Source organism: Sulfidibacter corallicola (assembly GCF_017498545.1).
GTDB classification, from domain to species: domain Bacteria; phylum Acidobacteriota; class Holophagae; order Acanthopleuribacterales; family Acanthopleuribacteraceae; genus Sulfidibacter; species Sulfidibacter corallicola.
Genome location: NZ_CP071793.1, coordinates 10713285 through 10739030 on the forward strand (window position 1 = coordinate 10713285; position 25746 = coordinate 10739030).

Consider the following 25746-nt stretch of genomic DNA (forward strand, 5'->3'; position numbering starts at 1 on the left):
CAGGGTTTCGACGGTGGAGAACTCCAGCAGCCATTGGGGCTGGACCTCGCATTTGAGCTTCTTCTCGAGCCGGGTGGAGAACTGCATCCCGGAGATGGAATCCAGGCCGTAGTTCTGGAAGGACTGGCGTTCGTCGACCTGGCTGAGCTTGAGCACTTCGGACAGGGTTTCGCGAATGACCCGCATGGTGCCGGCCACGTCGTCGGGATCCGGCTCGGCGGTGGCGGTGGCCGGCCGGGCCGTGGACGTTTCGCGCACCGGGGCGGTCTCTCGAGACGGGGTGCGGGTCTGGCCCCCGCCCGTGGTGGCGTCACCCGCGATCGGGCCTGCTTGGGGAGACGATCCCACCGCGGGTCGTTCCGGGACCGTTCGGGCCGTTTCCGATGTGGCCGGCTCGGTTTCGGCTTGGCGACGCTCGACGACGCGATCCTCGGCAGGTGCCGGCCGATCGGGGAAGAACACGGCGTGCAGTCGCTCGATCCATTGCGGCTCGAGCGCTTCCAGTTCCTCGACCGTCAGGACGTCGTTCAGCTCCTCGATCCGAGGAGCTCGACCGTCGGCGACGTCGCGCTCCCATCGCGCCAGCCGGGCCTCCAGACGCGACACCGCGGCCGAGGACGCCACCGCGTCGTAACCCAGCAAACCCATGCCGCGCGCGACCTTTTCCAGATCGGTTACCGCGACCAAACCCAAGACACCGCCGTCGAATCGGGCCGCGGCATCCATCACGGGGAAGGCATCCTCGATGCGGATCAGGTCGAGACCCAGGCCGCGCATGTGGGCGTCGCGACCCTCGGGCATGTAGCGGTCGACCGTCCAGGCACCCCAGCATTGGGAGACCGTGGTGCCGGAACGCAGGCCCTTGTCGCGCAGCCGGTTGCGGTGGACGGCAAAGGCGTTTTGGAAGGCCGTGGCATAGCCGTAGTCACAGGAGCCGCGCGTGCCGTAGGCGCCCACCGACGAAAAGGCCAGGAAAAAGTCGAGCGGCTCGTCCGCGGTCGCTTCGTCCAGCAGCAGGGTGCCGCGCATCTTGGCCTGAACGACGCGGTGGATGGATTCGGGCTGCTTGGCGATGATCGGCCCGTCCTCCACCAGGCGAGCCAAATGGATCACGCCGTGGATGGCGCCCATCGCCGCTTTGGCGGCGGTGACGGCCTGCGTCAGGGCCTCGCGGTCGCTCACGTCCACCGCGAGGTAGTGGACCGTCGCGCCCAAGTCTTCCAGCTCGCGGCAAGTTTCGGCTCTCGCTTCGTCCAGTTCGCCGCGCGACAAGATGATCAAGTTGGCCTGGCAGTGACGGGCCAGTTCGCGGCACAACAGCGCTCCCACCGGGCCCAGGCCACCGCTCACGAGGTAGGTTCCGCGACGGCGCAGGTTCGATCGCGCACCCAATTCCAGTTCGGCGGGTGCGAGACGCACCGTGCGGGTCTGCCCCTCCTCGACACGAACGTGACACATCGCGCCGGCTTCCGGTTCGAGTTCGCTATCGGCAAGCCACTCGCGCAGAAGGAGTTGATGGGCATTTGGGCGCGCCTCGCGGTCGTAGTGGCCCACGAGCGTCCAGTGATGTTTCGGGTTCTCCTTCATGGCCGACATCATGAAGCCGGACAACGCCTCGCAATCGAGACGGGGTCGTTCCCGCGATCCGCCGTAGAGGTAGAGCAGCCGAATCGGCTGGGCCCATGCCTCCTGCATCAGTAGTTGGCTGACGCGAAACACGTCCAGCAATCGCGCTTCGTCCGCTGGTGCCACATCCCGGTCGGCGGTCACTGGTCCCAGGATCAGGACCGCGTCGGGTAGGTCGCGCAGGTCGTGGGCCGCCAGTTCGGCCAGATGGCGCACTTGGAGATCGAGGCCAAGCGTCAAGCCGACGGCCTGGGCCATGCGATCGAGCAAACCGCGCAGGGCGGCGGCCGCCGCCTCGTCGTCATGGAGGATCAGCACGCGGCGGCCATCGTAACGCCGCAGGGCGGCCGCCCAGTCGATGCTCTCGGGATAGGTGCGCGGCAGCCATCGCTCTTCGAAGAAAAGCCATTGGGTCGATCCCGCGCTAGACCGCTCGATTCGCGCCGCGGAACCGGGCGCCGCCACGTCCGCGAACGGCGGGATCGAGGGCGTGACGTAACGCGCTTCGGCGGGTGCGGGATGGGCGGGTTGGGGCACCCAGTATCGGTCGCGGGCGAAGGGGTAGGTGGGCAGGCTCACGCGCCGGGGTTTCGAATCGCCGTAGAGTCCGGCCCAGTCGAAGACGAGACCTTCGATCCAGAGTTCGAGCAGCGGCGCCAAGTCGCCCCGTTCGAGACCTTCCTCGATGCTGGCCTTCTGCGCGGCGTCGGCCTCGAACAGGGCCAAGCTGCCGTTCTCGCGTTTGACCGCGCCGAAGCGGTAGGCCTCATCGCCGGCTTCGGCATCGACGCCACGCGCCACGAAGGCTTCGAGCGCCGCGGCGAGCTCGTCCAGATCACGGACCGCCACCCCGAAGCGAAGGTCCATCGCCTCGCGACCCACCTGAAGGGTGTAGGCCACATCGCGCAGGGTCGGCGGGTCACCTTCGATTTGAATCTCTTCCTGGCCCGCGCCGGCGGCGGCCCCGATCCGGGCCAAGGGTTCCAGTGCCAAAACCTCGTGGGCCTCGATCTCGATGCCGAGCCGTTCGGAAAGGAGCCGGCGGAACTCGGATTGCTGGACCGGGTCCAGCCCGAAGTCGGCCAGCGGAACCTGGGGATCGATGTCGCCCGGGTCGACGCCGAGCACCTCGCCGAGCAGGATGGCCAGATCGTCGACATCGGCGCTGGGGGCCTGGTCGCGAACCTCCGTCTTCAGGAAGGCCAGCAGGTTGGCGGCCGACGCCAGCAGGCCGCGCGCGTCCTTGGCCGAAAGCACCACCAGGGCCGCCTCGTTCGCGGCCCCGACCTGCGACGGCAACGACGGGCGCGCCGGTCTCCGGTACTCTTCCAGGATCACGTGGGCATTGGCGCCGCCGGCACCGAAGGAACTGATCGCCGCGCGCCGCGGGCTAGGTTGCGGTGCATCGGCCGATCCGGGTTCGGGTGCCGCCCAGGGTCGGGTTTCCTGTTGCACGACGAAGGGTGAGTTCTCGAAATCGATGTAGGGGTTGAGATCGCGGGAATGGAGCGAGGGCACCAGGGTGCGGTGGTGCAACTGCAGCACGACCTTGCTGAGCCCGCTGATGCCCGCGGCGGCCTCGGCGTGGCCGATGTTCGATTTGACCGAACCGATGGCGCAAAACCCGCGATCGGCCGTATGCCGCCGAAAGGCCTTGACCAAACCCTGGATTTCGATCGGATCGCCCAAGGAGGTGCCGGTCCCGTGCGCTTCGACGTAGCTGATGGTGCGCGGGTCGATGCCGGTCTTGGCCAGGCAGGCCGAGACCATTTCCGCCTGGGCCACCGGGCTGGGCACCGAGATCCCGCTGACGGTGCCTACGTGGTTGACGGTGCTGCCCTTGATGACGGCGTAGATGTGGTCGCCGTCGGCCTCGGCCCGGGCGAGCGGCTTGAGCAGCACGGCGCCCACACCCTCGGCGGGCACGTAGCCGTCGCCGCCGGCGCCGAAGGTGCGGCAGCGGCCGTCGCTGGCGTGCATGTCGGCGGTGCCGTAGGCCACGTACTTGGTCGGGTGCAGCGAAAGGTTGACGCCGCCGGCCAGGGCCACCTCGGCCTCGCCGGTGCGCAGGCTCTCCAGCGCCAGGTGCAGTGCCGTCAGCGACGAACTGCAGACCGTGTCGATCGCCATGCTGGGCCCGTGAAAGTTGAAGGTGTAGGAGACGCGATTGGCGATCTGGGCGTAGTTCAGTGACAGCGGGAAGACGTTGTCACCGGCGATGGCGTCCAGGCCCACCAGGCTGTAGTCCTTGTGCATGCAGCCCACGTAGACGCCTACGTGACGGCGCCGCGCCGCGCCGTGCGACGCCACCAGGTTGGCCGGCGTGTAGCCCGCGTCCTCGATCGCCTCCCAACAGGTTTGCAGGAACAGCCGCTCCTGGGGGTCGATGATCTCGGCATGGCTCGGCGCCATGTTGAAAAACAGCGGGTCGAACTTGTCGATGTCTTCCAGGAACCCGCCCCAGCGGCACATCGGCTTGCCGGAAGGCGACTTGATCGCCATCAACCGGCGCCAGTCCCAGCGATCGGCCGGGATCTCCTCGATACAATCCAAGCCGGCCACCAGGTTGCGCCAGAACGCGCGGATGTCGCGGGCCTTGGGATAGCGGCCGGCCAGCCCGATCACCGCCACGTCGCCGGTGGCGGTATGGTCTCCCGGCGGCGGGGCGACGATTTCCGCGGCGGCCGGCGGGCGTGAGGCCACTTCCCCGCCCTGCTCGGCTTGCTCGGCGCGCCCGCCGAATCGTTCGCCATGGTGCTCGGCCAGGAAGGCCGCCAATTCGGCGACGTTGGTGTACTCGAACAGCAGGATCGGCGAAAGCTCGCTCTGCAGGTCATCGCTCAGCCGCGAGACGATGTGGAGCAGCCGCGAGGAGTCCAGGCCCATCTGGTAGTAGCCGATGGCGGGGTCGATGGCGTCCGGCGCCCGCCCGAGCCGTTCCGCCAACACCTCCTGCAGGTAGCGTTCGGCCCGTTTGACGGCATCTCGCCCCGCTTGGGACGGGCGCTCGGCCGGCGCGGTTTCGTCGGCATCCAGTGTCGCGGACTCGGCCACGACGGTCGCTTCGGCCGGCTCGGAATCGTACGCCTCGGCTTTGCGGCCCGGATTGATCAGGCCCGGCTCGCGCACCAGCTTGTTGACGAAGTGACGCAGCTCGGCGATTTTGCGGCCGGAAGGGTCGAAGAACTCCCAACTTTGCGTCATCAGTTCCTTTTCGAGGCGAATCGCGTCGCGATCGATGGTGGTCAGGCACCTGCGCCGAATCGGTTCGGCTACCGCGAAGGATTGGAAGAACAGCGGCAGGAACAGGCGCTCCTCGCCGCCCAGCAGCGGGAAGAACAGGGCCGCGGAGCCCACCCCCGAGGCGTCGATCAGGGTCGGGTGCAGGCAGAAGGCTTCGGCATCGGCAAGCCCCTCGGGCCCCAGGCCCAGGTCCAGCAGCAAGCCGCTTTCGGCCTCGTAGATGGTGCCGTCGGCGACCATCATGCCGCTGTGGACCAGCTCCAGCTCGCGCGAGCGTTCGTAGATGCGATTCAATGGGCGAACGGAGCTGGCCGTGGCCTTCAGCGACTCGATGTCGATCGTCTTGTCGAAGGTGGTCGGTTCGCGCCGCACCATTTCGGCCGTCACGTAGGTGCGCACGTCCGCCGCGAGCAGGCCGGCGCGCCGGGCACGACCCGTCACCCGCAGTTCCCAGCAATCGGGCCGCTTGGCCGAGCAGCGCACGTCCACCAGGATGGCGGCATCCGCATCGACGGTGAGCGGGTTGTGGAGCGAAAGGTGGCGCAGCTCCAGTTCGGCCAGCTCGAACCCGCGCTCCAGGAAGATCTGGAACAGCAGGTCGATGTACGCCATCCCTGGCAGCAGGGCCGTTCCGTAGACCTTGTGGTTCTGGAAGACCGGATGATCGTGTGTGAATAAGAATTGGGTGTTCATCGCTTCACCTTCGTGCTTCATTCGCGCGCCTTCTGCGGTTGGCTCACCTGGCTGCGCCGCCAGAAATTGGCCCTGGCGGGCACGGAACCCGGCGTCGTGGAACGCTCGCTGGTGGGCGGCCCGATCGTGGGTCGTCCGGTGTCGGCGGACTCGCGCAAACCGCCGGTTTCGGCGATCGTTTCGCGTTCGATTGAGGTCGCGGTCGCGGCGCCCGGCTCGGCCCCATCCGAATGGGATGGGCGCGGTGGCTCGGACTGCACGGCGCGGCGGTTCAACTGCGGCAAGGGCAGGGCTTGGCGGGTGGCTCGAGGAGCGGCGGGATCGATCATCGGTTGCAGGATCACGTGGGCGTTGGTGCCGCCGTCGGCGAAGCAGTTGATGGCGGCCACCGGCAACGGGTCGGACCAGGGCTCGGCCTTGCGCGGGAAGGTGAATGGCGATTGGGCCAGATCGAAATGCTTCAGCGGCTGTTTGCCGGAGAGGAACGGCACCAGGCGCCGGTTCCGGAGCATGAGCACGACCTTGATGAAGCCGGCGATGCCCTCGGCGCAGAGCGGATGCCCGATGTTGGGCTTCATGGAGCCGAGCCCGCAGGACGTCCGGCGATCGCGGCCGTAGATCGCGTCGACGGCCTTCAATTCGAGCAGGTCGGTGATGTGGGAGCCGGAGCCGTTGACCTCGATGTAGCCGATGTCGCCGGGTCCGTGGCCGCTCTTGGCCAGGGCCTGGCGCATCACCGCCTTCTGGGCCTCGGGATTGGGTGAGGCGGGCCCCGCCGTGCGGCCGTCGTTGTTGATGGCCAGGCCGCGGACGACCGCGTGGATCGCGTCGCCGTCGCGCAGGGCCGCATCCAGGGTCTTCAGCATCACCAGGCCCACGCCTTCGCCCAGCACCACGCCCTGGGCGCGCTGGTCGAACACGTGGAAGGCCGCGTCCGGGCTCAAAATCCCGCGCTGGTGGAACAACCGGTGGGCCCGGTCTCCCGTGAGCAGGCTGATCCCGCCCACGAGGGCGGCCTCGACCTCGCCGCGCTGCAGGTCGCCGATCGCGCCGTTCATGGCCACCAGCGCCGAGGAGCAGGCGGTATCGAGGACCAGGCTCGGGCCGCGCAGGTCGAAGAATTGGGAGATGTTGGCGGCGAGGTAGTTCTGGCCGATCGCCACGATCGGGTTGACGGCCTCGTGGAGCCGCCGGTCCTCGGGCAGGTGCTGGCTGCGGGCGCCCAGGTAGACGCCCAGCGGCCGACCCTTGACTTCGTCGGGGGTGTAGCCGGAGCGGTAGAGCAGCTTCAGGCTCTCTTCCAGCACGACCAGCGCCTGGGGATCCATGGCTGCCGCGTCTTTCTCGGGGATCAGGAAGGTGTCGGTGTCGAAGCGGTGAATATCCTCGATCATGCCCGCCTGGAAGTCGCTCTCGTAACCCCAGCGCGCGGCCGGGACGGGTGCGATGGCGCACTCGCCGCGGCAGAGCAGTTGCCAGTAGGCCTCGGGCGAGGGCGCGCCCGGGAACCGGCACGAGAGGCCGATCACGGCGATGTCGCGGTGGCCGCGCTCGGCCGCGGTGGATGTGGCCGGAGCCGGTGCAGGGACAGGTTGAACCTCGGCCTTCAGAGCTGGTGGTCCGGAAGACAGGGCCGCCAGTTGCGCTTCTGCGCCAACGGGAAGCGCTGCGTCCCGTGAAGGCGTCGCGGCGTCCAGGGCTGTCCGCAGTTCCGCTTCGAAGTGGTCCAGCAGCCAGGCCGAGAGGTCGCGAATGGTGTTGACCTCGAACATGAGCGAGGGGTCCAACTCGCGGCCGAGGGCCCGGTTGAGGTCCTTGGCGACCTGGGCCAGGAGGATCGAGTCGACGCCGACCTCGGGGAACGGCGTACGGGGTCCCAGTTCGGCGGCATCCAACTTGAGCTCGGCGCAGAACAGCGAAGTCAACCAGCGCCGCGTGGCGGCGAGAAGGTCACCACGACCCGACACCGCACCCGAAGCCCCAACGTTCGAAGTCCCCGACGAACCCTGAGTGGCGTCGCGCCCGGTAGGTTCGGCGGCCCGCCGAACGCGATCCCCATCACCCTCCGAAGGCGCCCAGTTAGAAGTCCCCCACGAACCCTGAGTGGCGTCATGCCCGGTAGGTTCGGCGGCCCGCCGAACGCGATCCCCATCCCCTACCGAAGGCGCCCGGTCCGGAGTTCCCCACGAACCCAGAGTGGCGTCGCGCCCGGTAGGTTCGGCGGCCCGCCGAACGCGATCCCCATCCCCTACCGAAGGCGCCCAGTTCGAAGTCCCCCCCGAACCCAGAGTGGCGCCGGGCCCGGTAGGTTCGGCGGCCCGCCGAACACGATCCCCATCACCCTCCGAAGGCGCCCAGTTCGAAGTTCCCCACGAACCCAGAGTGGCGTCGCGCCCGGTAGGTTCGGCGGCCCGCCGAACGCGATCCCAATCCCCTACCGAAGGCGCCCGATTCGAAGTCCCCCACGAACCCAGAGTGGCGTCATGCCCGGTAGGTTCGGCGGCCCGCCGAACATCCTCACGCCTCCCAGTTCCATCCACACCATCTCCCCCGAGCCGAGCCTCCAACAACCGCTCGGGCCGCCAGCGATTCGGGTCGACCACGGCGGGCAGCACCACGGGCCCGATGCGCTCGGCCAGGATCCGATCCAGCAGGGCCAGGCCCTCCGCGTCGGTGTGGCTGAGCATGCCCGTGGCCCGGTAGGCCGCGCTGTGGATTTCGCCCACCCCGGACTCCTTCCAACTGGGCCACTGAATGCTGACCAGCGGTGCCGTCTCGTGGTGGGCGCGAGCGAAGGCGTCCATGAAGGCGTTGGCCATGGCGTAGTCGCCGTGACCCACGGCCAGGCTGGGCACGATGCCGGAAACCGAGGAGAAGTTGAGGAAGAACCGCAACGGCTCGGCACCGAAAACGGCGAAGAGCGCTTCGAGGCCGGCCACCTTGGGCGCCAGGACGCGGGCCACGCTCGCCTCGGTCTTGCGAACGAGCGCCGGATTGGCCGGATCGCCGGTGCCGGCGCAGTGGATCAGGCCGCCGATGGGGCCCAGGTCGGCACGAACGCGATCGCGATGGCCTTGCAACGCGACCCGGTCGGCAATGTCGAAGGACAGGACCTCGACGCACGCGCCGGCGGCTTCCAGTTCCCGAATCGTGCGAATTTTTCCGGCGACCCCGGGGTCGAGCTCGCCTTCCCATTGGTCGCGAGGCGGAAGAGCCTGGCGGCCGGTGAGCACCAAGCGCTTCACGCCGTAGTGGGTCACGAAGTGGCGGGCACAGAGCGCACCCAGGCCACGGGTGCCGCCGGTGATCCACAGGACCCGGTCCTCGGGGAACGAAATCCGCGCGACCGGCTGCGATGCCGGGGGCCGTTCGCGCAGCATGGCGCCCTGGCGGCGACCGTCTCGGTAGCGAACATGGGTGAATGCGTCTTGCGCGGCGCACTCGGCGGCGATCCAACGAGCGGCGGTATCGGTGTCGGCACCGGGCGCCAGGTCCAGGTGGCGCGAGCGAAGCGCGCCGTATTCGCTTTGCAGCATGGCGTACAGACAGGCTTGCAGCGCGCCGCGACCGCCCGCCGCGGGATCCTCACCCAAACCGCGCGTCACGCCCAACAGCAGCGCGCCGCCGGCGCCGCGATCGATGCGTTGCCGCACCCACTCGAACCAGCCGAGCGCGTTGGCCTGAGCCGGGTCGCAACCGGTCAGGTCGATCCAGAGTTTGCAGGGTTCTTCGAGGGCCGCCGCGCGGGACGGCACATCGTCCACGCAGCAAATGCGGGCTTCGTTCAGGCGGCCCGCGACGGCCTCCGCCAATCCGAGCACCGCCCGCGTCGCCAGGATCACGGCGCCGTCGGACACCGATGACGCGACCGCAGGTGATGCGTCCGCCCAGGTCATTTCCAGCAGGCGAGACAGGCGACGGGCGGGTTCGGTTCGACGGGCGGGTTGGGTGGGGGCGGCCGGTCGCCAGAACCGTTCTCGTGCGAAGGGGTAGGTCGGCAAGCCGATGCGCCGGGGCCTGCGCGTGCCGGCGTAGCCCTCGTCGTAGAGCCGGCGCCAATCCACGTCGAGGCCTTTGCACCAGAAATCCAGCAACTTGTCGTACTTGCCCTTGCGGAACCAGAGCTCGCCCAGGCCGGCCACGTCCTCGTCGGCGGCCAGCACGGCCAGGGTGTCGGCCAGGTGCTCCGCAGGCTCCTCCCCGGCGAGATCGCCGCCGGCCGCTGCGGCCAGGTAGCCGCGCAGTCGATCGACCAGCTCTTCCAACGAGTTCACGGTGACGCCGAAGCGGGCGGGCATGGCCACTCGGCCGACTTGGAGGGTGTAGGCGAGATCGAGCAGATTCACGTCACCGCGCATCTCGACCGGTTCGGGTCCCGCAGAACCGCTACCCATGCCTGGCTGAAGCCGGCGCAAGTGAGCTTCGATCTCGGCCAGGGAGTCCAGGGCGAGGAAGGTCGCGGGATCCAGCTCGAGCGACAGGGCATCCTGCAGCCGCACCATGAACCGCGTCCGCTGAACCCGGTCCATGCCGTACTCGCCGAGGGATTCGTCGCGTGTGACCTGATCCGTGGCCAAGCCCAGCTCGACGGCCAACAAGTTGATCAGGCGCGGTCCCAGGTCTTCGGAACCGTCGTGCATTTGTGCGCCACACGACTCGCTCGCGGCGGGGTCTCGCTCCGCGCCCTGTGCTCGCTCCACGAACGCCAGCTGCCGCGCCACGACCTCGCGCAGGCGGTCGCGGTTCCGGGCGGAGAGCACCACGATCGCGGGCGGATGGGTTTCGGTTTCGGCCGGGGCGGGCATCGGTTCGACTTGGTGTTCCTCGACGATCAGGTGGGCGTTGGCGCCGCCCGCACCGAAGGAGGAAATACCGGCGCGCCGCGGCACCGCGACCCCGTCGATGTGGCGAGGTGTCCAGGCCCGCGCCGCACGATTCACCACGAAGGGCGTGCGGTCGAAATCGATGCCCGGGTTCAGCGTTTCGGCATGCAGCGTCGGTGCAATGGTTCGGTGGCGCAGTTGCAGCAGGATTTTGGTCAATCCGGCGATGCCTGCCGCGCTTTCACAATGGCCGATGTTCGATTTGGCCGAGCCGATGGCGCAGAAGCCGCGCTCCCGGGTGAAGCTCTCGAAGGCGCGCGTCAGGCCGGCGATCTCGATCGGGTCGCCCAGGATGGTACCGGTCCCGTGGGCCTCCAAGTACCCGATGGTGCGGGCATCCACGTCGGCCCGCCGCAACGCGTCGCGCACCAGGTCGGCCTGGGCGCGCGGATTGGGCACGGTGTAGCCGTTGGTCTTGCCGCCAGCGTTGATCATGCTGCCCTTGATGACGCCGTAGATGCGATCGCCGTCAGCCACGGCCTGGGCCAGCGGCTTGAGCAGTACCGCGCCGACCCCTTCGCCGTCGACGATGCCGTCGGCCCCGGAACCGAAGGATTTACAGGCGTTGCCGGGCGAGAGCACGGTCAGCTCGGAAAGGCTGAGAAAGTGGGCCGGGTCGAGGATGCAGTTGACGCCGCCGGCGATGGCCAGGCCGCAGGTTCCGCCATGCAGGCTTTCCAGCGCGAGGTGGATGGCGGTCAGGGACGCCGAGCAGGCGGTGTCGACGACCAGGCTCGGGCCCTGGAAATCGAAGGTGTAGGAGACGCGGTTGGCAATGGAGGAGAAGGAGGCCGGACGGTTGTAGGTGCCGTTCATGACCCCGACGAAAACGCCCACGTCGCGGCGGCCGTCACCGCGACGGCAGAGATTGGCGGGCGTGTAGCCGGCGTCTTCCATGACCTGCCAGGCGGTTTCCAGGAACAGCCGCTCCTGGGGATCCATGCGCTCGGCGTCGCGCGGCGAGATTTGGAAGAACAGCGGGTCGAAGGCGTCGACGTCGTCGAGGAACCCGCCCCACTTGGAGTACATGCGGCCGCGTTTCCCCTTCTCTTCGTCGTAGAAATCGGCCCAGTTCCAGCGCTCGGCGGGGATTTCGGTGACGCTGTTGACGCCGTCGCGCAGGTTGCGCCAGAAGGCGGCCGGATCCGCGGCACCGGGGTAACGGCCGGCCAAACCGATCACGGCCACATCGCGACCGCGAACGGGGTCGGCGGCGGACGGTCGCTTGGCGGGTTCGGCTGCGTCACGGAAACGCGGTCCCGCCGGCGGGCGAACCTGGGCGACTGGTGGCGCCACGGGCACCGCCATCGGCGGTGCGATCGACGCGGAGGCGGGCGCCGGCTGCGGAAGCCCCACGACGCGAATCAGCTCGTCGCGACGGGTCTGCACGAAGTGGTCGACCAGGGCGTCGATCGTCTGGAACTCGAAGAAAAGGGTGTTGGTGATGTCTTCGAACACCTCACCCAGAGCGCGGGTGAGCTGAATGACCAGAATCGAGTCGATCCCGTATTTTTCCAGCGGGGTGGCGCCGTTGATGCGGCCGCGCGGGATCTCCAACGTGTCGGCCACCAGGCCTTTGACCAGGTCGGTGGTCTTGGCCCGCAAGACGGCGTCGATGTCGATTTCAATGCCGATGGAGCGCGGTGCGGCTGGCTCTGCGGATACCGGCGCCGGCCCGGCCACGGGCGTGATCGAAGCGGGTTTTGCGGCGGCCAGTGTCACGCGAACCAGGCCGTCCGATTCGGCGAGGATCAGTTGGTTGCCCAGGTGGTGGGCCGCGGAAACCGGGAACAGCGGTTCGCGGAACCCCTCCTCGACCAGAAGCCGTCGCCACATCTCGGGTGCGAGCCCCGGGCTCCCTGGCAGACGCAGGCTCGGGTCCGCGACCAGCCACCAGCCTTCCAGCAAGCCGAAGGTCAGGTGCCCGCAAAGCGGGTTGCAGCTCATCTCGTTGACCATCAAGACGCCGTTCTCGGCCAGCAGCGCCTTGGTGTGGCGCAGGGTTTCGCGGATGTCGGCGGTCGCGTGAAGCACGTTGGTGGCGATCACGAGATCGTAACCGCCCACGTCCAGGTCCTGACCGGCGGGGCAGCGCGACACGTCGAACGGGGCGGTGGTGAAGTAGGCTCGATCGGCGCCGAAGGTCTTGCGGGCCCGGATCAGGAAACTGTGCGAGAGATCGGTGAAGCGGTATTCGGCGATGTGGGACCCGCAGCGATCCAGTTCGGGCAGGATCCACGCCGTGGTGCCGCCGGTTCCGGCTCCGATCTCCAAAATGCGGATGGCGGCTCCGGGATCGCGCACGAGGGTCGCTTCCAACCAGGTCACGATCTGACCGGTGAGCACGCGGTTGAAGTAATCGGCGACCGGGTTGCCGCGGTAGATTCCTTCGACAAGTTCGTGCGAGGCATTGGGGAACACGACGTCGGTGGCGGCGACGCGGCCGGTCAAGATGTCGGGCAGGGCTTGCAGGGTGCGCTCGACGAGCAGGGTCAGGGCGGCCAATTGGGGATTGTCGAGCCATTGGGCCTTTTGGCGATCCCACCGGGCCCAGACGGCGGCCACATCGACGGGTTCGGCCTTCACTCGGTAGCGATCTCCGCCCAGCTCGGTCACCAGGTCCGCTTTGGCGAGAAAGGCCAGGCTCTCGACGAACCAGCGATCGTACAGGTCGCGCCAGCCGAGGGCCTGCTTGCGGGCGGCCAGGTCGAACTCCGGCTGGGCGAACAGGCCGAGATCCTGGAGTTGGGCGAAGAGCAGACGGCCAAGCGCGGCTTCCAGGTCCGCGTTCCACCAACTGACGGCCGCATCGGGCACCGCGACGCCGGCCACCCGGGACGCGGCCTGTTCCCGCAGCACTGCCGCCACCGAGTCGCGGCGTGGCGGGCAAGACGTCAAGCGCTGGTCCGCCTGCACATCGTCCAGCACGCCGTCGCGAAGGGTTTTCACCAGGGCGAGCTGGTCCAATGGGCCGGCCAGCAGCAGGTCGAGCGCGCCCATGCCCTCGTCGGGTTCGATCGAGGCCAGGCCGGCGCGGTGCATGCGGCTGCGGTAGTCGTCGGACGCGACGATGCCGGTGTTGCCCCACCAGCCCCAGTTCATGACCTTGACGGCACTTTCGCGCTCCTGGCGGAGGCGGGCGGCGAAGGCGTCGGCGAAGGTGGAACCGCCGGCGTAATTGCTCTGGCAGGGCGCCTTGGTCCACGAAATGATGGAAGAGAAAAAGAGCACGAAATCCAGCGGCTGGTCGGCGAAGGCGGCGGCCATGTGAACGCAGGTGTCGACCTTGGCTGCGAGGCCGGCGCGGAAGTCGGCCTCGCTCATGCCGGCGATGCCGCGGTCGCGCAGCACGATCGCGGAGTGGACCAGACCGTGGACCGCGCCGAAGCGGTGGACGATCTCGCGGCAGGCCCGTTCGAGGGCCTGGCGGTCGGCAGCGTCGGCGGAGATGTAGTGCGGCGCGGGCCCCAGGGCGGCGAGTTCGCGGAGGGAAGCGTCGATGGCGGCGTCGGCCGGGCGACGTCCGATCCAAATCACCCGCGCGTGATAGTGCTGGACGAGGTGCCGGGTCCAGGCGGCACCGATCCCGCCCGCGCCGCCGATGACGACGTAGACACCACCCTCGCGATAGACCGGCGGCTGGCCGGGTTCGGGCGGGGTCACGGGCAGCAGGTCGAGTCGGAACCATTGGCCGCCGCGATGGGCCAGGCCGTTGCCGTTTGGCTCGGCGGCCAGGGAGAACAACGGGTCGAGCGGCAGGCCGGCGCGGGATTCCAGGTCGAAGGGACGCAGCGTCCACTGGGGCATTTCCTTGGCGATGCTGCCCAGCATGCCGTGCACGGCGGCGTGGCTCGGGTCGACCGCATCCCGGCCGTTGACGCTTTGGCTGGCGAAGGTCAGCGCGGTCAGGACGAGCCGCGAGGAGCCGTGACCCGCGTCGAGCAGGGCCTTGATCAGGTGGAACAGGTGCAGCGCGCCGCGCTCCTGCGCGGACACGAGGTCGGCGTCGCCGCAATTGCGCGCCGGCTCCGGCGGGGCGACCCACAGCAGGTGCCGAATCGGGCCCGCATCGCGCAGCCAGGCGCGGCAAACCTCGAGATCGCCGTCCAGAAAGATCAGGTTGGGGAAGCGCTGTGCGAGGGCGGTGCGCAACGGGGCATCGGCGCCGACCACGACCTGGGGTTGGGCGAGGCCCGCGTCGAACGCGAGGCGGTTGTCGGCGATGGCGGTCCACACCGGCGCCAGAAGGAGCTCGCGGGCCGGCGCGGTGGATTGGCGACGCTCGATCCGGGAAGTCGGGGTGGCCGGTCGCGTGGCGAAGCCGCGCATGGCGACACGGACACGACCCTGGGCATCGCACAGGTCGATGTCATGCTTGCGTATCGCGGAGTTGCCGCTCCGGCCGAGGACCTTGGTTTCGGGTTGGAATCCTGTCGAAGCGCTGCCCTCGACAGTTCCCGCGTTTCCGGGCGAGGCGTCGTCGCCGCTGGGTTGGGCAGGGCCGGTAAGGCCGCTGGCCCGACCTTTATCGACGGTGTTACCGAACACAGGTTTTTCAAAGCCTTTAGCTTGATTTTCGAACGTTACGGAACTTGTTTCACGAACGGTCGAACCAGCGGAGACGGGTTCGCCGGATGGTCGGACCCAGGCCCACATTTGGGGTTGGGTGGGGCCGAAGATGTCGATTCGATCGAGGGAGAACGGCAGCGCGGGCTGGACGACGGCGCCGGCGCCCAGGTCGAGGCCGACGACGGCCTGCAGGGCGGCGTCCATCAGGCCGGGGTGGAGCGCGAGGCCGCTCGCGGCCGGGGCTGCAGCGGGCAGCCGCATCTCGGCGAGCACTTGGCCGGCGCCGTAGGTGAGGTGGGTCAGGCAGCGGAAGGCGGCGCCGTGGCGGACGCCGGCGGCTTCGAGCGCTTCGTGGCAGCGCTCGGGATCGAGCGGGACGGCGCCGGCAGCGGCGCGAATCGCGGCCAGGTCCAGGCTCGGCGCGTGGGAAGCATCGATGCGCTGGGCAAACCCTTGGCAGTGAACGACCACGCCCGCCGCTTGATCCAAGCCGTGGTGCCCGCTTTCCGTAGTTCGAACTGAGGCGTCGTGCCCGTTTTCCGTATCTCGATCCGAGGCGTCGTGCCCGGTAGGTTCACCCGCCGGGTGAACCCGTCGAAGCCTCTCCGCTTCGATGGTTGAGCCCGCCCCCGCGCCAGCCGAGGGCTTCGCTTGGCCGCCCTCCCCGCTTCGGAAAGGCAAGGCAGTCCCTGCTTCTCGATCTGGGGCGTCGTGCCCGGTAGGTTCACCCGCTGGGTGAACCCGTCGAAGCCGGTCCGCTTCGCTTATCGACCCCGCAAAAGAGCTGGCCGATTCCTCTGCATCGTACCCCTCCCCGCTTCGGAAAGGCATCGCAGTCCTTGCATCCCGATCTGGGGCGTCGTGCCCGGTAGGTTCACCCGCTGGGTGAACCCGTCGAAGCCGGTCCGTTTCGATCGGCGACTCCGCCCAAGAGCGAACCGACTCCGTCGCATGGCCGGCATCGATCGAACCAATGGATGCATCGTCGTGGTTTATCTCTGCGGCGTTCGGGAACGCCATTCCTTGCCGCTTCGAACTGGCGCCTGACTCCTTGCACGGTTTGCTTCGCTCTTTCCCCTCCGCGTTTTCCGTACCCTGGGTCGCTTCGTTTGCGTTCATCGGGCCGATGAACCTACCGGGCCTCGCACCCTCTTTGACCTCCGGGCTCTCCGCGCTAAGCCACTTCGAACTGGCGCCTGACTCCTTGCACGATTCGCTTCGCTCTTTCCCCTCCGCGTTTTCCGTACCCTGGGTCGCTTCGTTTGCGTTCATCGGGCCGATGAACCTACCGGGCCTCGCACCCTCTTTGACCTCCGGGCTCTCCGCGCTAAGCCACTTCGAACTGGCGCCTGACTCCTTGCACGGTTCGCTTCGCTCTTTCGCCTCCGCGTTTACCGCTGGCTGGGTCGCTTCGTTTGCGTTCATCGGGCCGATGAACCTACCGGGCCTCGCCCCCTCTTTGACCTCCGGGCTCTCCGCGCTAAGCCGCTTCGAACTGGCGCCTGACTCCCTGCCCGTTTCGCTTCGCTCCTTCGCCTCCGGGCTCTTCGCGCCGCGCCGCTCCGAGGCGATCTCGAACCTGACGCGCGATCCCCCGCTTTCCGAAGCCGGTGTCAGGCGCAGGCACAGGTCCGCCGAAGCGCCGTTCGCAACCGTGAGCGGACGGATCCAGGCGACGTGGCTCAGGCGAAGTGCACCGCCCAAACCCAGGGCATCGGCCACCCCGGCCCGGGCCATCTCCAGGTAGGCCACTCCTGGCAGGACCTTCCGCCCTTGAACGCGGTGCTGGTCCAGGAAGAACTCGGTGCCGTCGAAGGTGGACCGGTACCGCTGTGCCGCCATGTCCGACGCGTTGCGGTGCACCAGCGGGTGCAGCCACGCCACGCGCGCCGCCGGCGCTTCGCGGAACCGCCAGTAGCGCTCCTTGGCGAACGCGTAACCCGGCAGGCCGACCCGACGCGGTGGCGCCGCGCCGTACAGCCCATGCCAGGCCACGTCGGCACCGGCCAGCCAGCGCTCGGCCAAGCGCGCCAACTCCGCCGGCGGAATGGCGCCGTTCAGGCGCGTCGGCATGACTTCGGTTTCGGGAAGCCGATTCTCGTCCAGGCTGGCGTACCGGCAACAGGCCGGCAGGTCGCCCGCGGCGAAACCTCTCAGCCCGGTCACCAGCTCGTCGAAGCTGCGGCAGTGGAACAGGGCCCGCTCGTGCATCGCCTCGCGTCCCGTCTGCAGCGTGTAGGCGATGTCGAACATCCCCGGCGCGGCGCCTTCGCGACGACGATCTTCCAGGAAGGTGGCCAGGGCGCCCGCGACGTCGCGCAGGCTGCGCTCGGTCTTGGCCGAGATCGGGACCAGTACGGGCTCGCCCGCGCGGTGGCGCGGCGCCACCCGCGCAGGGTTCGGTACGTGCTCGGCGATCACCAGGTGGGCGTTGGTGCCGCTGTGCCCGAAGGAATTGAGTGCGGCCATGCGCGGGCGGCCCGGCTCGGATCGCCACTCGGTCACGCGCGTCGGCACGAAGAAGGCCGAGCCGTCGAACTCGATCAGGGGATTGAGACGGCGGAAATGGAGCAAACCCGGCAGGTGCCCGTGCTGCAGGGCACACAGGATCTTGATCAGCCCGACCACCCCGGCCGCCGCCGAGGTGTGGCCGATGTGGGCCTTGGCGGAACCGACCGCGCAGAAGCCGGGCTTGTCCGTAAAGCGGCGGAAAGCCCGCACCAGGGCGTTGGCCTCGACCGGATCGCCCAAGCGGGTGCCGGTCCCGTGGGCCTCGAAATAGCCGATGCGCTCGGGGTCGATGCCGAAGGTGCGGTAGGTGTCGACGAGCAGCGCTTCCTGGGCCGTCCCGCTGGGCGCGGTGATGCCGTTGCTGGCGCCGTCCTGATTGACGCCGGAAGCCTCGATCACGCCCAGGACGCGATCGCCGTCGGCAACGGCATCCTCGAGCCGCTTGAGGACCACCATGGCCACCGCTTCGGAGAGCACGGTGCCGTCGGCGGCGGCGTCGAAGGTGTGGCAACGCCCGCTGGGCGAGAGCATCTCGAGCTGGGCAAGGGTGACGAGGCCGTCTTGATCGAGGGTCGCGTAAACGCCGCCGGCCAGGGCCAGATTCGATTCGCCCTTGCGCAGGCTCTCGCAGGCCAGGTGGAGCGCCACGCCCGAGGAGGAGCAGCCGGTATTGACGACCAGGGCCGGACCGTGCAGGTCCAGGTAGTACGATAGCCGCGAGGCGATCAGCGCGTCGGAGGCACCGGTGAAGGAGCCGTGGTGGTAGTCGGCCGGTTCGGCCCCGATGAAGCAGCCCACCGCCGTGTCGGACAGCGATTTGGGGTTGTAGCCGGCATCTTCGAGCGCCTTCCAGCTCTCCTGGAGCACCAGGCGCTGGTGGGGGTTCATGGTCGCGGCGTCGCGCGGTGCGATGTTGAAGAACAGCGGATCGAAGCAGTCGCGATCCTCCAGCACGCCGGCCCAACGACAGTAGGTCTTGCCTGGCTGTCGCTCGGGGCTGAACGCGGTCGCGGTGTCCAGGTAGGGTCGCGTCAACTCGGTGATGCCGTCGCGTCCCGCCACCAGGTTGTTCCAGAAGGTGGGGATGTCGGCCGCCCCCGGGAACTGCCCGGACATGCCGATCACCGCGATGCGCAGTGTCGCGGGTCGATCGGGCTCGGCAGCGCGGACGCGCGCCGGTTGCGGCGTCGACGGAACCGACCGTTCCTGCGCCGAGTCCGCTTCGGACGGGACAGGTGCCGACAGGCGCTCCCTAAAGGTGTCCACCAGGTAGCGCGTCAGCCGATCCACCGTCGCGTAGTCGAATAGGATCGCCGTGTTCAGCTCGATCCCCAGCCCCTCTGCCACGTCCTTCACGAAACCGACACCCAGGATCGAATCGATGCCGTAGTCCGAAAAGGGCAAGGTGCGGTCGATTTCGGTTTTGGCCAGTTTCAGGGTGCGCGCCATGCAATCGAGGATCAGACCACGAACCCGCGCAGCGGTTTGCTCCCGATCGGCGGGCTCGCCCTCGTTCACGCGCGAATTCACCGTTTCTTCGATTTCCGGCGAAGTGGCCTGAGTCGACGCGACGGCCATGCGGTCACCGAAGGTTTCGTCCAGGTAGCGCGCCAGCCGCTCCACCGTCGTGTAGTCGAACAGGATCGCCGTGTTCAGCTCGATGCCCAGGCCTTCGGCCACGTCCTTCACGAAGCCGACGCCCAGGATCGAGTCGATGCCGTAGTCGGAGAACGGGATGTCGCGATCGATCTCGGCCCGGTCCAGTTTGAGCGTGGCCGCCAGCCGGTCCAGGATCAGCGCACGCACCCGAACCAACCTGTGGTTCGAGCCACCACCGGCAGGCGCGGAAGGGTTCGGCCGCTTCGGTTGGGAAACGACGGGCGATTGCGCGCGGCGGGCTACGGCACGAGGTGTCAGCGGTGCGGCCACGCCAGTTTCGGCACGCTCGGCCACGATTACCTGTTGGGCCAGTCCGTGCGCCGCGGCGCATGGGAAGGCCACGGACGAAAGGCCCACCGCCTCCAGCAGTTCCCGCCACACTTCCGCGTAGAGCCCCGGATTGCCGGGAATGCGGGTTTCGGGATCCCGCGCGCGCCACCAACCTTCCAAAAGTCCGAAGGTCAGGTGGGCGAGCAACGTCCGGTCGCCGATCTCGTTGAGCACCATCGTGCCGCCGGGCGCCAGAGCCGCGGCCGCATGGCGCAGCGTGCTGCGCATGTCGCGGGTGGCGTGGAGCACGCTGGTGGCGATGACCAGATCGAACGCGCCGGGTTCGATGCCCTGCTCGGCCGGCGGGCGCTCGACGTTCCAGATACGGTAGGTCAGGAACGGGTTGTCGGGCCCGAAGGCGGCTTCCGCGTGCATCAGGAACGCCTTGGACAGGTCGGTGTAGCAATATTCTTCGATGTGGCCGCGCACGGACCCTAACGCGTCGAGCACCATGGCGCTGGTGCCACCGGTGCCCGCACCGATCTCGACGATGCGAACGCGAACCTGGGGGTCGGCCGCGATGAGCCGCCGCACCTGGGCCAGGACGACCTCGACCACGGCTTCGTTGAAGTAATCGGAAACCGCGTTGTCCTTGTAGACGCCTTCGACTCGAGCCAACGAGGACGCGGGGAACAGGATGTCGGTCGCCGGTACGGCACCGGTCAGGATCGGCGGCAGTGCCTCCAGACAGGTGTCTACCAGCATCGCCCGCGCGCGCAAGTCGGGGTTCTCGAACAGGGCCGGCTTGCGCGCGGTCCAACCGGCCCGGATCTGGGCTGCGTCGCACGCGATTGCCGCTTCCGTCAACGCCGCGCGATCTCCCGACCATGCCACGTAACCCTTTTGGTTCAACCAGTTGAGCGATTCCACCAACCAGTCGCGATACAGCGGCACCAGACCCGCGCGTTGCGCCATCCGGTCGGGATGCTCGGGCGAGAGATCGCCACCGAATACGCCCATCTCCCGAAGCTGAACCAGTAGCAGGTCGACCATCCATGTGTCCAGCTCACGAGGAAGCGGATCGGAGAGCAGTTCCACCAATCGGGCGGCTCGTTCGGGCCCGGTTTGCGGCGAGGACAGTGCCGGTTCGGACGAAGTGACGACCCAGCGGCGCTCGCCCTGCTCGATGTTCATCAGGGCCCGCACCGGCTCGGACGGCCGCATGCACAGCACTTGTGCGACCTGACCGGCTCGCAGCAGGCCGGTGAACCGTCCGAAGCAGGTGAATCCCTCTTCGTCGCGCAAAGAGGCGACCTTCTGGGGAATCGGCATTTCTTCGAGCGACGTCTGCCAGAACCCCCAGTTGATGCAGCCCAGGGGGAAGGGCGCGGTGGGCCGCACGGCGTGGAGCCAGGTGTCGGCGCAGGTGATGCCGGCGGCATAGGCCGAGAGGGTGGCGGCACCGGAGAACGAAAAGGCCTGGCCCGAGCTGAAGAAGCACATGAAATCGAGCGGGACCTTCTCGAACGCGCGGTAGAAATAGATACTGCCGCGGGCCTTGACGTCGAAAATGGCGCGGAACTCGGCCTCGTTGGTCTTGGCCACCGAATTCTCCATGTCGAACACGATGCCGGAGAACAGGGCGCCGTGGATCTCACCGAACGCCTCGCGCACGTGGGCGACGGCGCGCCGCAGGGACTCCGGATCGGTGGCGTCGGCCTGGATGTAGCGGGGCACGGGGCCGCTGTCCCGAAAGGCATCGAGTTTGGCGACGACTTTGGGTGCCGTGGCCGGGCTGCGACCCAACCAAACGACCTGGGCCTGGTAGCGGGCGACGAGCTGGCGGGTCACGATGCTTCCCACCGAGCCGGCACCGCCGAGAATCAGGTAGACCCCGCCACGGCGCAGACCGCTGCGTGGTGCGTCGGCGGGCCAGGCCGGTTTGGCGAAGACGCGGCGATAGCGGCGGCCCGCCTTGAGCTTGACGACGTCGCCGCGATCGGTGGGCGGCTCGGCGAGTACCCGGGCGACCAGGGCCGCGCGGGCGGCGGCGTGGTTCAGGTCCTCGTGGGCCAAATCGAGGTTGCGCACGCGGAACTGGTGATCACCTTGGGCGACGGCGTAGGCGAGACCGGTCAGGCCGCCGCCGTCGGCGTGGGTGGCGGAGCCGTCGAGGCGATAGTTGTCGCGAGTCACGACGAAGCAGTCGATGAAGTGGCGCGGGTCGGCCTTTTCGCGCAGCGCCTTGACCGCGCGCAGCATTTGGATTTCCGGTGCCCGATGATCGCGGGTGACGTCGCCGCGTGGATCCGAATCATCCGGTGATGCGGTCGCGTGAACGAAAAAGACGGCGTCGGGCACGGCCATGTCGGCCAGGGCCCGCTGGAACGCGGCGGGGTCTTCCGGGTCGAGGGTTCGAAGCGGATCGGCCGGTGAACCGGCTTCGATGCCGAGGGTCCATCGCGATACCAAAACCGTCGGCTGGTGATCGTGCCAATGGCCGGCCAGTTCATCGGCGAAAGAAACCGGCGAGGAATCGTTCGCCTGGGCCATGTCGACAATGAGCACCTGCCGCCAGGCGTGTGCTTTCGCTGGAGGCACCTCGACGCGCTGCCAATCGGGCAGGTAGGTCAGGCCATCCCAGGACGCTTCGGCGGGCGGTGCGGCCGGGAGAGCTTCGTTCGGCACTTCGGGTTCGGGCTCCAGCCAATAGCGATCGCGGCTGAAGGGATAGTTGGGCAGCCCGTGCAGGCGGCGCACCGAGCCCGCCGGGTACAGGGCGGACCAGTCGACGTCGTTACCGGCCACCCAGAGCTCGGCCAGGCGGGCCAAATCGCGCTCGTCAACCAGGCGTTTCAGGAGCGCCCGGCCCTCTTCGCCGGTACCTGCCAGGTCGCGGGCCTTGCCGGCCACGCCGAACCAGCAGCCGAGGGGCTGTTCCTCTTTCGCGAAGGCTTCCAGTCCGGCCCGCAGCTCGGCCCGGTCACGGCCGATCAGGGCGAGGCGGAAGCGCATCGGTTCGCGCCCCACCTGGAAACTGTAGGCCAGGTCGGCCAAATCGGGCGCGGCCGCCTCGGCCAGGAACGCTGCCACCTGGCCGGCATAGACCGCGAGCTGTTTGCGACTGCGGGCCGAGAGCACCAGCAGGACCGGTTCGTTCCGCGACGGCGGCGCCACCGATACCGCCCGCACGGGCTGGGGATATTCTTCGATCACCACGTGGGCGTTGGTCCCGCTGAAGCCGAACGAGTTCACCGCGGCACGGCGCAGCTCCCCGGCAGGTATCGTCCACTCCCGGCACTCGCGGTTGACGAAAAAGGGTGTGCCGTCGAGCTGGATGTGTTCGTTGACCCGGTCCACGTGCAGGGTGGGTGGCAATTGGCGGTGCTTCAGCGCCAGCAGGCTCTTCATCACGCCCGCAACGCCGGCGGCCATCAACGAATGACCGATGTTGCTCTTGACCGAGCCCAACGCGCAGAAGCCGGTGTCGTCGGTGAAGTTCCGAAAGGTGTCGGTGAGCGCGTCGACCTCGATGGGGTCGCCCAGTTTGGTAGCGGTCCCGTGGGCCTCGATCAACTGGATGCCGCGCGGGTCGATGGCGAAGCGGCGGTACACCTCGGATTGGAGGCGGGTCTGGGCGAGGCCGTTGGGTGCGGAAATGCCGTTGGTCTTGCCGTCCTGGTTGATGCCCCAGCCGCGCAGGACGCCGTGGATCGGATCGCCGTCGCGGACGGCGTCGTCGAGGCGCTTGAGCAGCAGGACGCCGACGCCCTCGCCAGGCACGAACCCGTTGGCCCGTTGGGAGAAGGTGAAGCAGCGGCCGTCGGGCGAGAAGACGCCGGACTTGGTGCCCATGATGTAGAGGTCGGGACCGACGATGACGCAGACGCCGCCGGCCAGGGCCAGGTCGCTGTTGCCGAGGGCCAGGCTGTCGCAGGCTTCCGAGATCGCGACCAGCGAGGAAGAGCAGGCGGTGTCCACGGCCAGGCAGGGACCCTGCAGGTCGAGCAGGTAGGAGATGCGCGCCGAGAGGATCGAGCTGGCCCCGCCCATCAGGCGCTGGGCGTTGAGGTGGTTGTCCTTCAGGCGCTGGTTGTAGTCGCTGGGCACGCAGCCCACGAAGACACCGCATCGGCTGCCGGCGAGGTCGCGGGCGGCGACGCCGGCGTCCTCGATCGCGTGCCAGCAGGCCTGGAGGAAGAGCCGTTGCTGGGGGTCCATCAGCTCGGCCTCGCGCGGCGAGATGCTGAAGAAGAGCGGGTCGAACAGGTCGGCGTGGTCCAGCGCGCCCATCCAGCGGCAATCGGTTTTGCCGGGTGCGTCCACGTCGGGGTCGAAGTAACGGTCGACGGCGAAGCGCGAGGCCGGCACTTGCGAAATGCAGTCGCGCTTCTCCACCAGGTTGCGCCAAAAGCGTTCGAGGTTTTCGGCCTTGGGAAAGCGGCCGGCCATGCCGACCACGGCGATGGCGGGCAGGGCGCCGTCGGCGGGCGGGAAGCTGGGCGTGGTGGCGGGTGCGCGGGTCAGGGTGGCGACCGGTTTGGCTTCGGGCACCGTGGGCGCCAGGGTCACGATGGGTTTGGCGGGCGCGGGTGGCGCGGCGGCGGGCGCGGGTGGCGCAGCCGGGACCGCCAGTGCCACGGGCTGCGGTCGAGCCTTTCTCGAAGCTGTCCGGGTCGCGGCAGCCACCGGCCCGCGCGTCGTGGCGCCCGATGTGGCGGGTCCGGCCGATGATGCGGGTGCCGGCGGCGTGGGCCGACCACCCAGCCGTTTGGCCACCTGCTCGGCCATCAGCTCCAGCGTCGGGTAGTTGTAGATTTCGGTGGCGCGCAACTTCAGGCCGAACCGCTCGTTGATGCGGCTCACCCACTGGACCCCGATGATCGAGTTCACCCCCATGTTGGTGAAGGGCGTGTCGTCATCGAGGCGCTCGGCGGCGACGTGGAGTTCCTCGGCCAAGGTGGTGCGCAGGTGGGCGTGGATCGCGGCCATGTCGACGGCGCCGGTCGGCGGTACCGATCGCTCCGGTCGGCTGGGCGTGGGAGGCGCCGCCGCCCGTTCCCGAGGCCGGGGTTCGGCGGTCGCCCGCACCCGTTCCGGGCGGGTGCGCACGTGGTCGGCGAAGTCCTGCAGGGTCGGGTAATTGTAGATGTCGGTGGCGCGCAGCTTCAGGCCGAACCGCTCGTTGACCAGGCTGACCCAGCGCACGCCGATGATCGAGTTCACCCCCATCTCGGTGAACTTGGCGGTTTCGTCGATACGATCCACGTCGGTGAAGAGTTCCTCGGCCAGACTCTGCCGCAGGAGCGCGAGAATTTCATCGGCGGCGGCCCGGTCGCCGCAAATACCGCGGGCGGGTGTCTCGGACACCACGCAGAGCGGCTTGACGGCGACGATGCCCACGTGTTCCCTGCCGGCCGCGTCGGTACCTTGCACCTCGGGATAGATGTCCGAACCCTCGTAGCCCAGGCGCTCCACGTCGAAACCGGCGGCGAGGCATTCGCGGCGCAGGATGTCCGGATCGAGCGAGTTGATCAGCGGCGGGGCGCCGTCCAGTTCGGAACCCTCGAGGAACTGACGGGTGTCGGCCAGGAAGCCGGGCCAGGGATCGCCGGCAGCCTTGCGGGTCAGGTAATCGGGCGCTTTGGCGCGCCAGAACCCGACGAAGGGCGTGTCCGTGATCAGGAAGACTTTGCCGCCCGGTTCCAACCACTGGAACATCTTGTCCAGGGTCTCGCGAAAATCCTCGGGCTTCAGGAAATGGAGTACCCGACAGGCGTGGATGGCGCGGAAACGCCGGGGTTGGTAATCCAAATGGGGCAGCAGGCCTTTTTGGACCGCCAGCTTGGACCGGAAGCCATCGCGGACGCGCTCCTTCAGGATGTCCAGGTGGCGCTGCTCCATGTCCACGGCCAGGACCCGTTCGGCGCCCTGTTCCAGGGCCGCGATGCCGGCCACGCCGTAGGCGCAACCCAGGTCCAGGACCTCGCCGCCCGCGGCGCCGGCGAACTCGGCGAAATCACGGGAATAGGAGGTCAGCTTCTCCAGCATGAAGCCGGTCTTGTTCAGGGTCGGGATCATGCCGTCGACCTCGACCACGGCCGACTTCAAGTTCTCCAGCACGTCCACTGGCTTGAGCACGGCCAGCTTGGATTTGGCGGCATTCGGCGCCGGAGTGACGGCGCCGGCGATCGGGGGTTCGGTCGCGGTCGCGGGTTGGTTCCGGGGTACCGGTTCCGAGTGCGTCATCGGCTGCCGGGCCTGGAGCGAGTCCGCGAACAGGTCCACCGGA

The 25746-nt window shown here is 68.4% G+C and carries 1 protein-coding gene and 1 pseudogene (1 of these 2 cut by a window edge); both read right to left on the reverse strand.

Features of this window, described 5'->3' with window-relative positions:
* Positions 1-5583: pseudogene (locus J3U87_RS31955) on the reverse strand (SDR family NAD(P)-dependent oxidoreductase); the annotation flags it as partial.
* Positions 5580-25746, reverse strand: the 3' portion of a protein-coding gene (locus J3U87_RS31960) for an SDR family NAD(P)-dependent oxidoreductase (protein WP_272932438.1). 11570 nt of this gene lie beyond the right edge of the window; the window shows 20167 of its 31737 coding nt (coding positions 11571-31737); its start codon lies off the right edge, out of view; it ends in the stop codon at positions 5580-5582. The gene J3U87_RS31960 and the pseudogene J3U87_RS31955, both read right to left, overlap by 4 nt.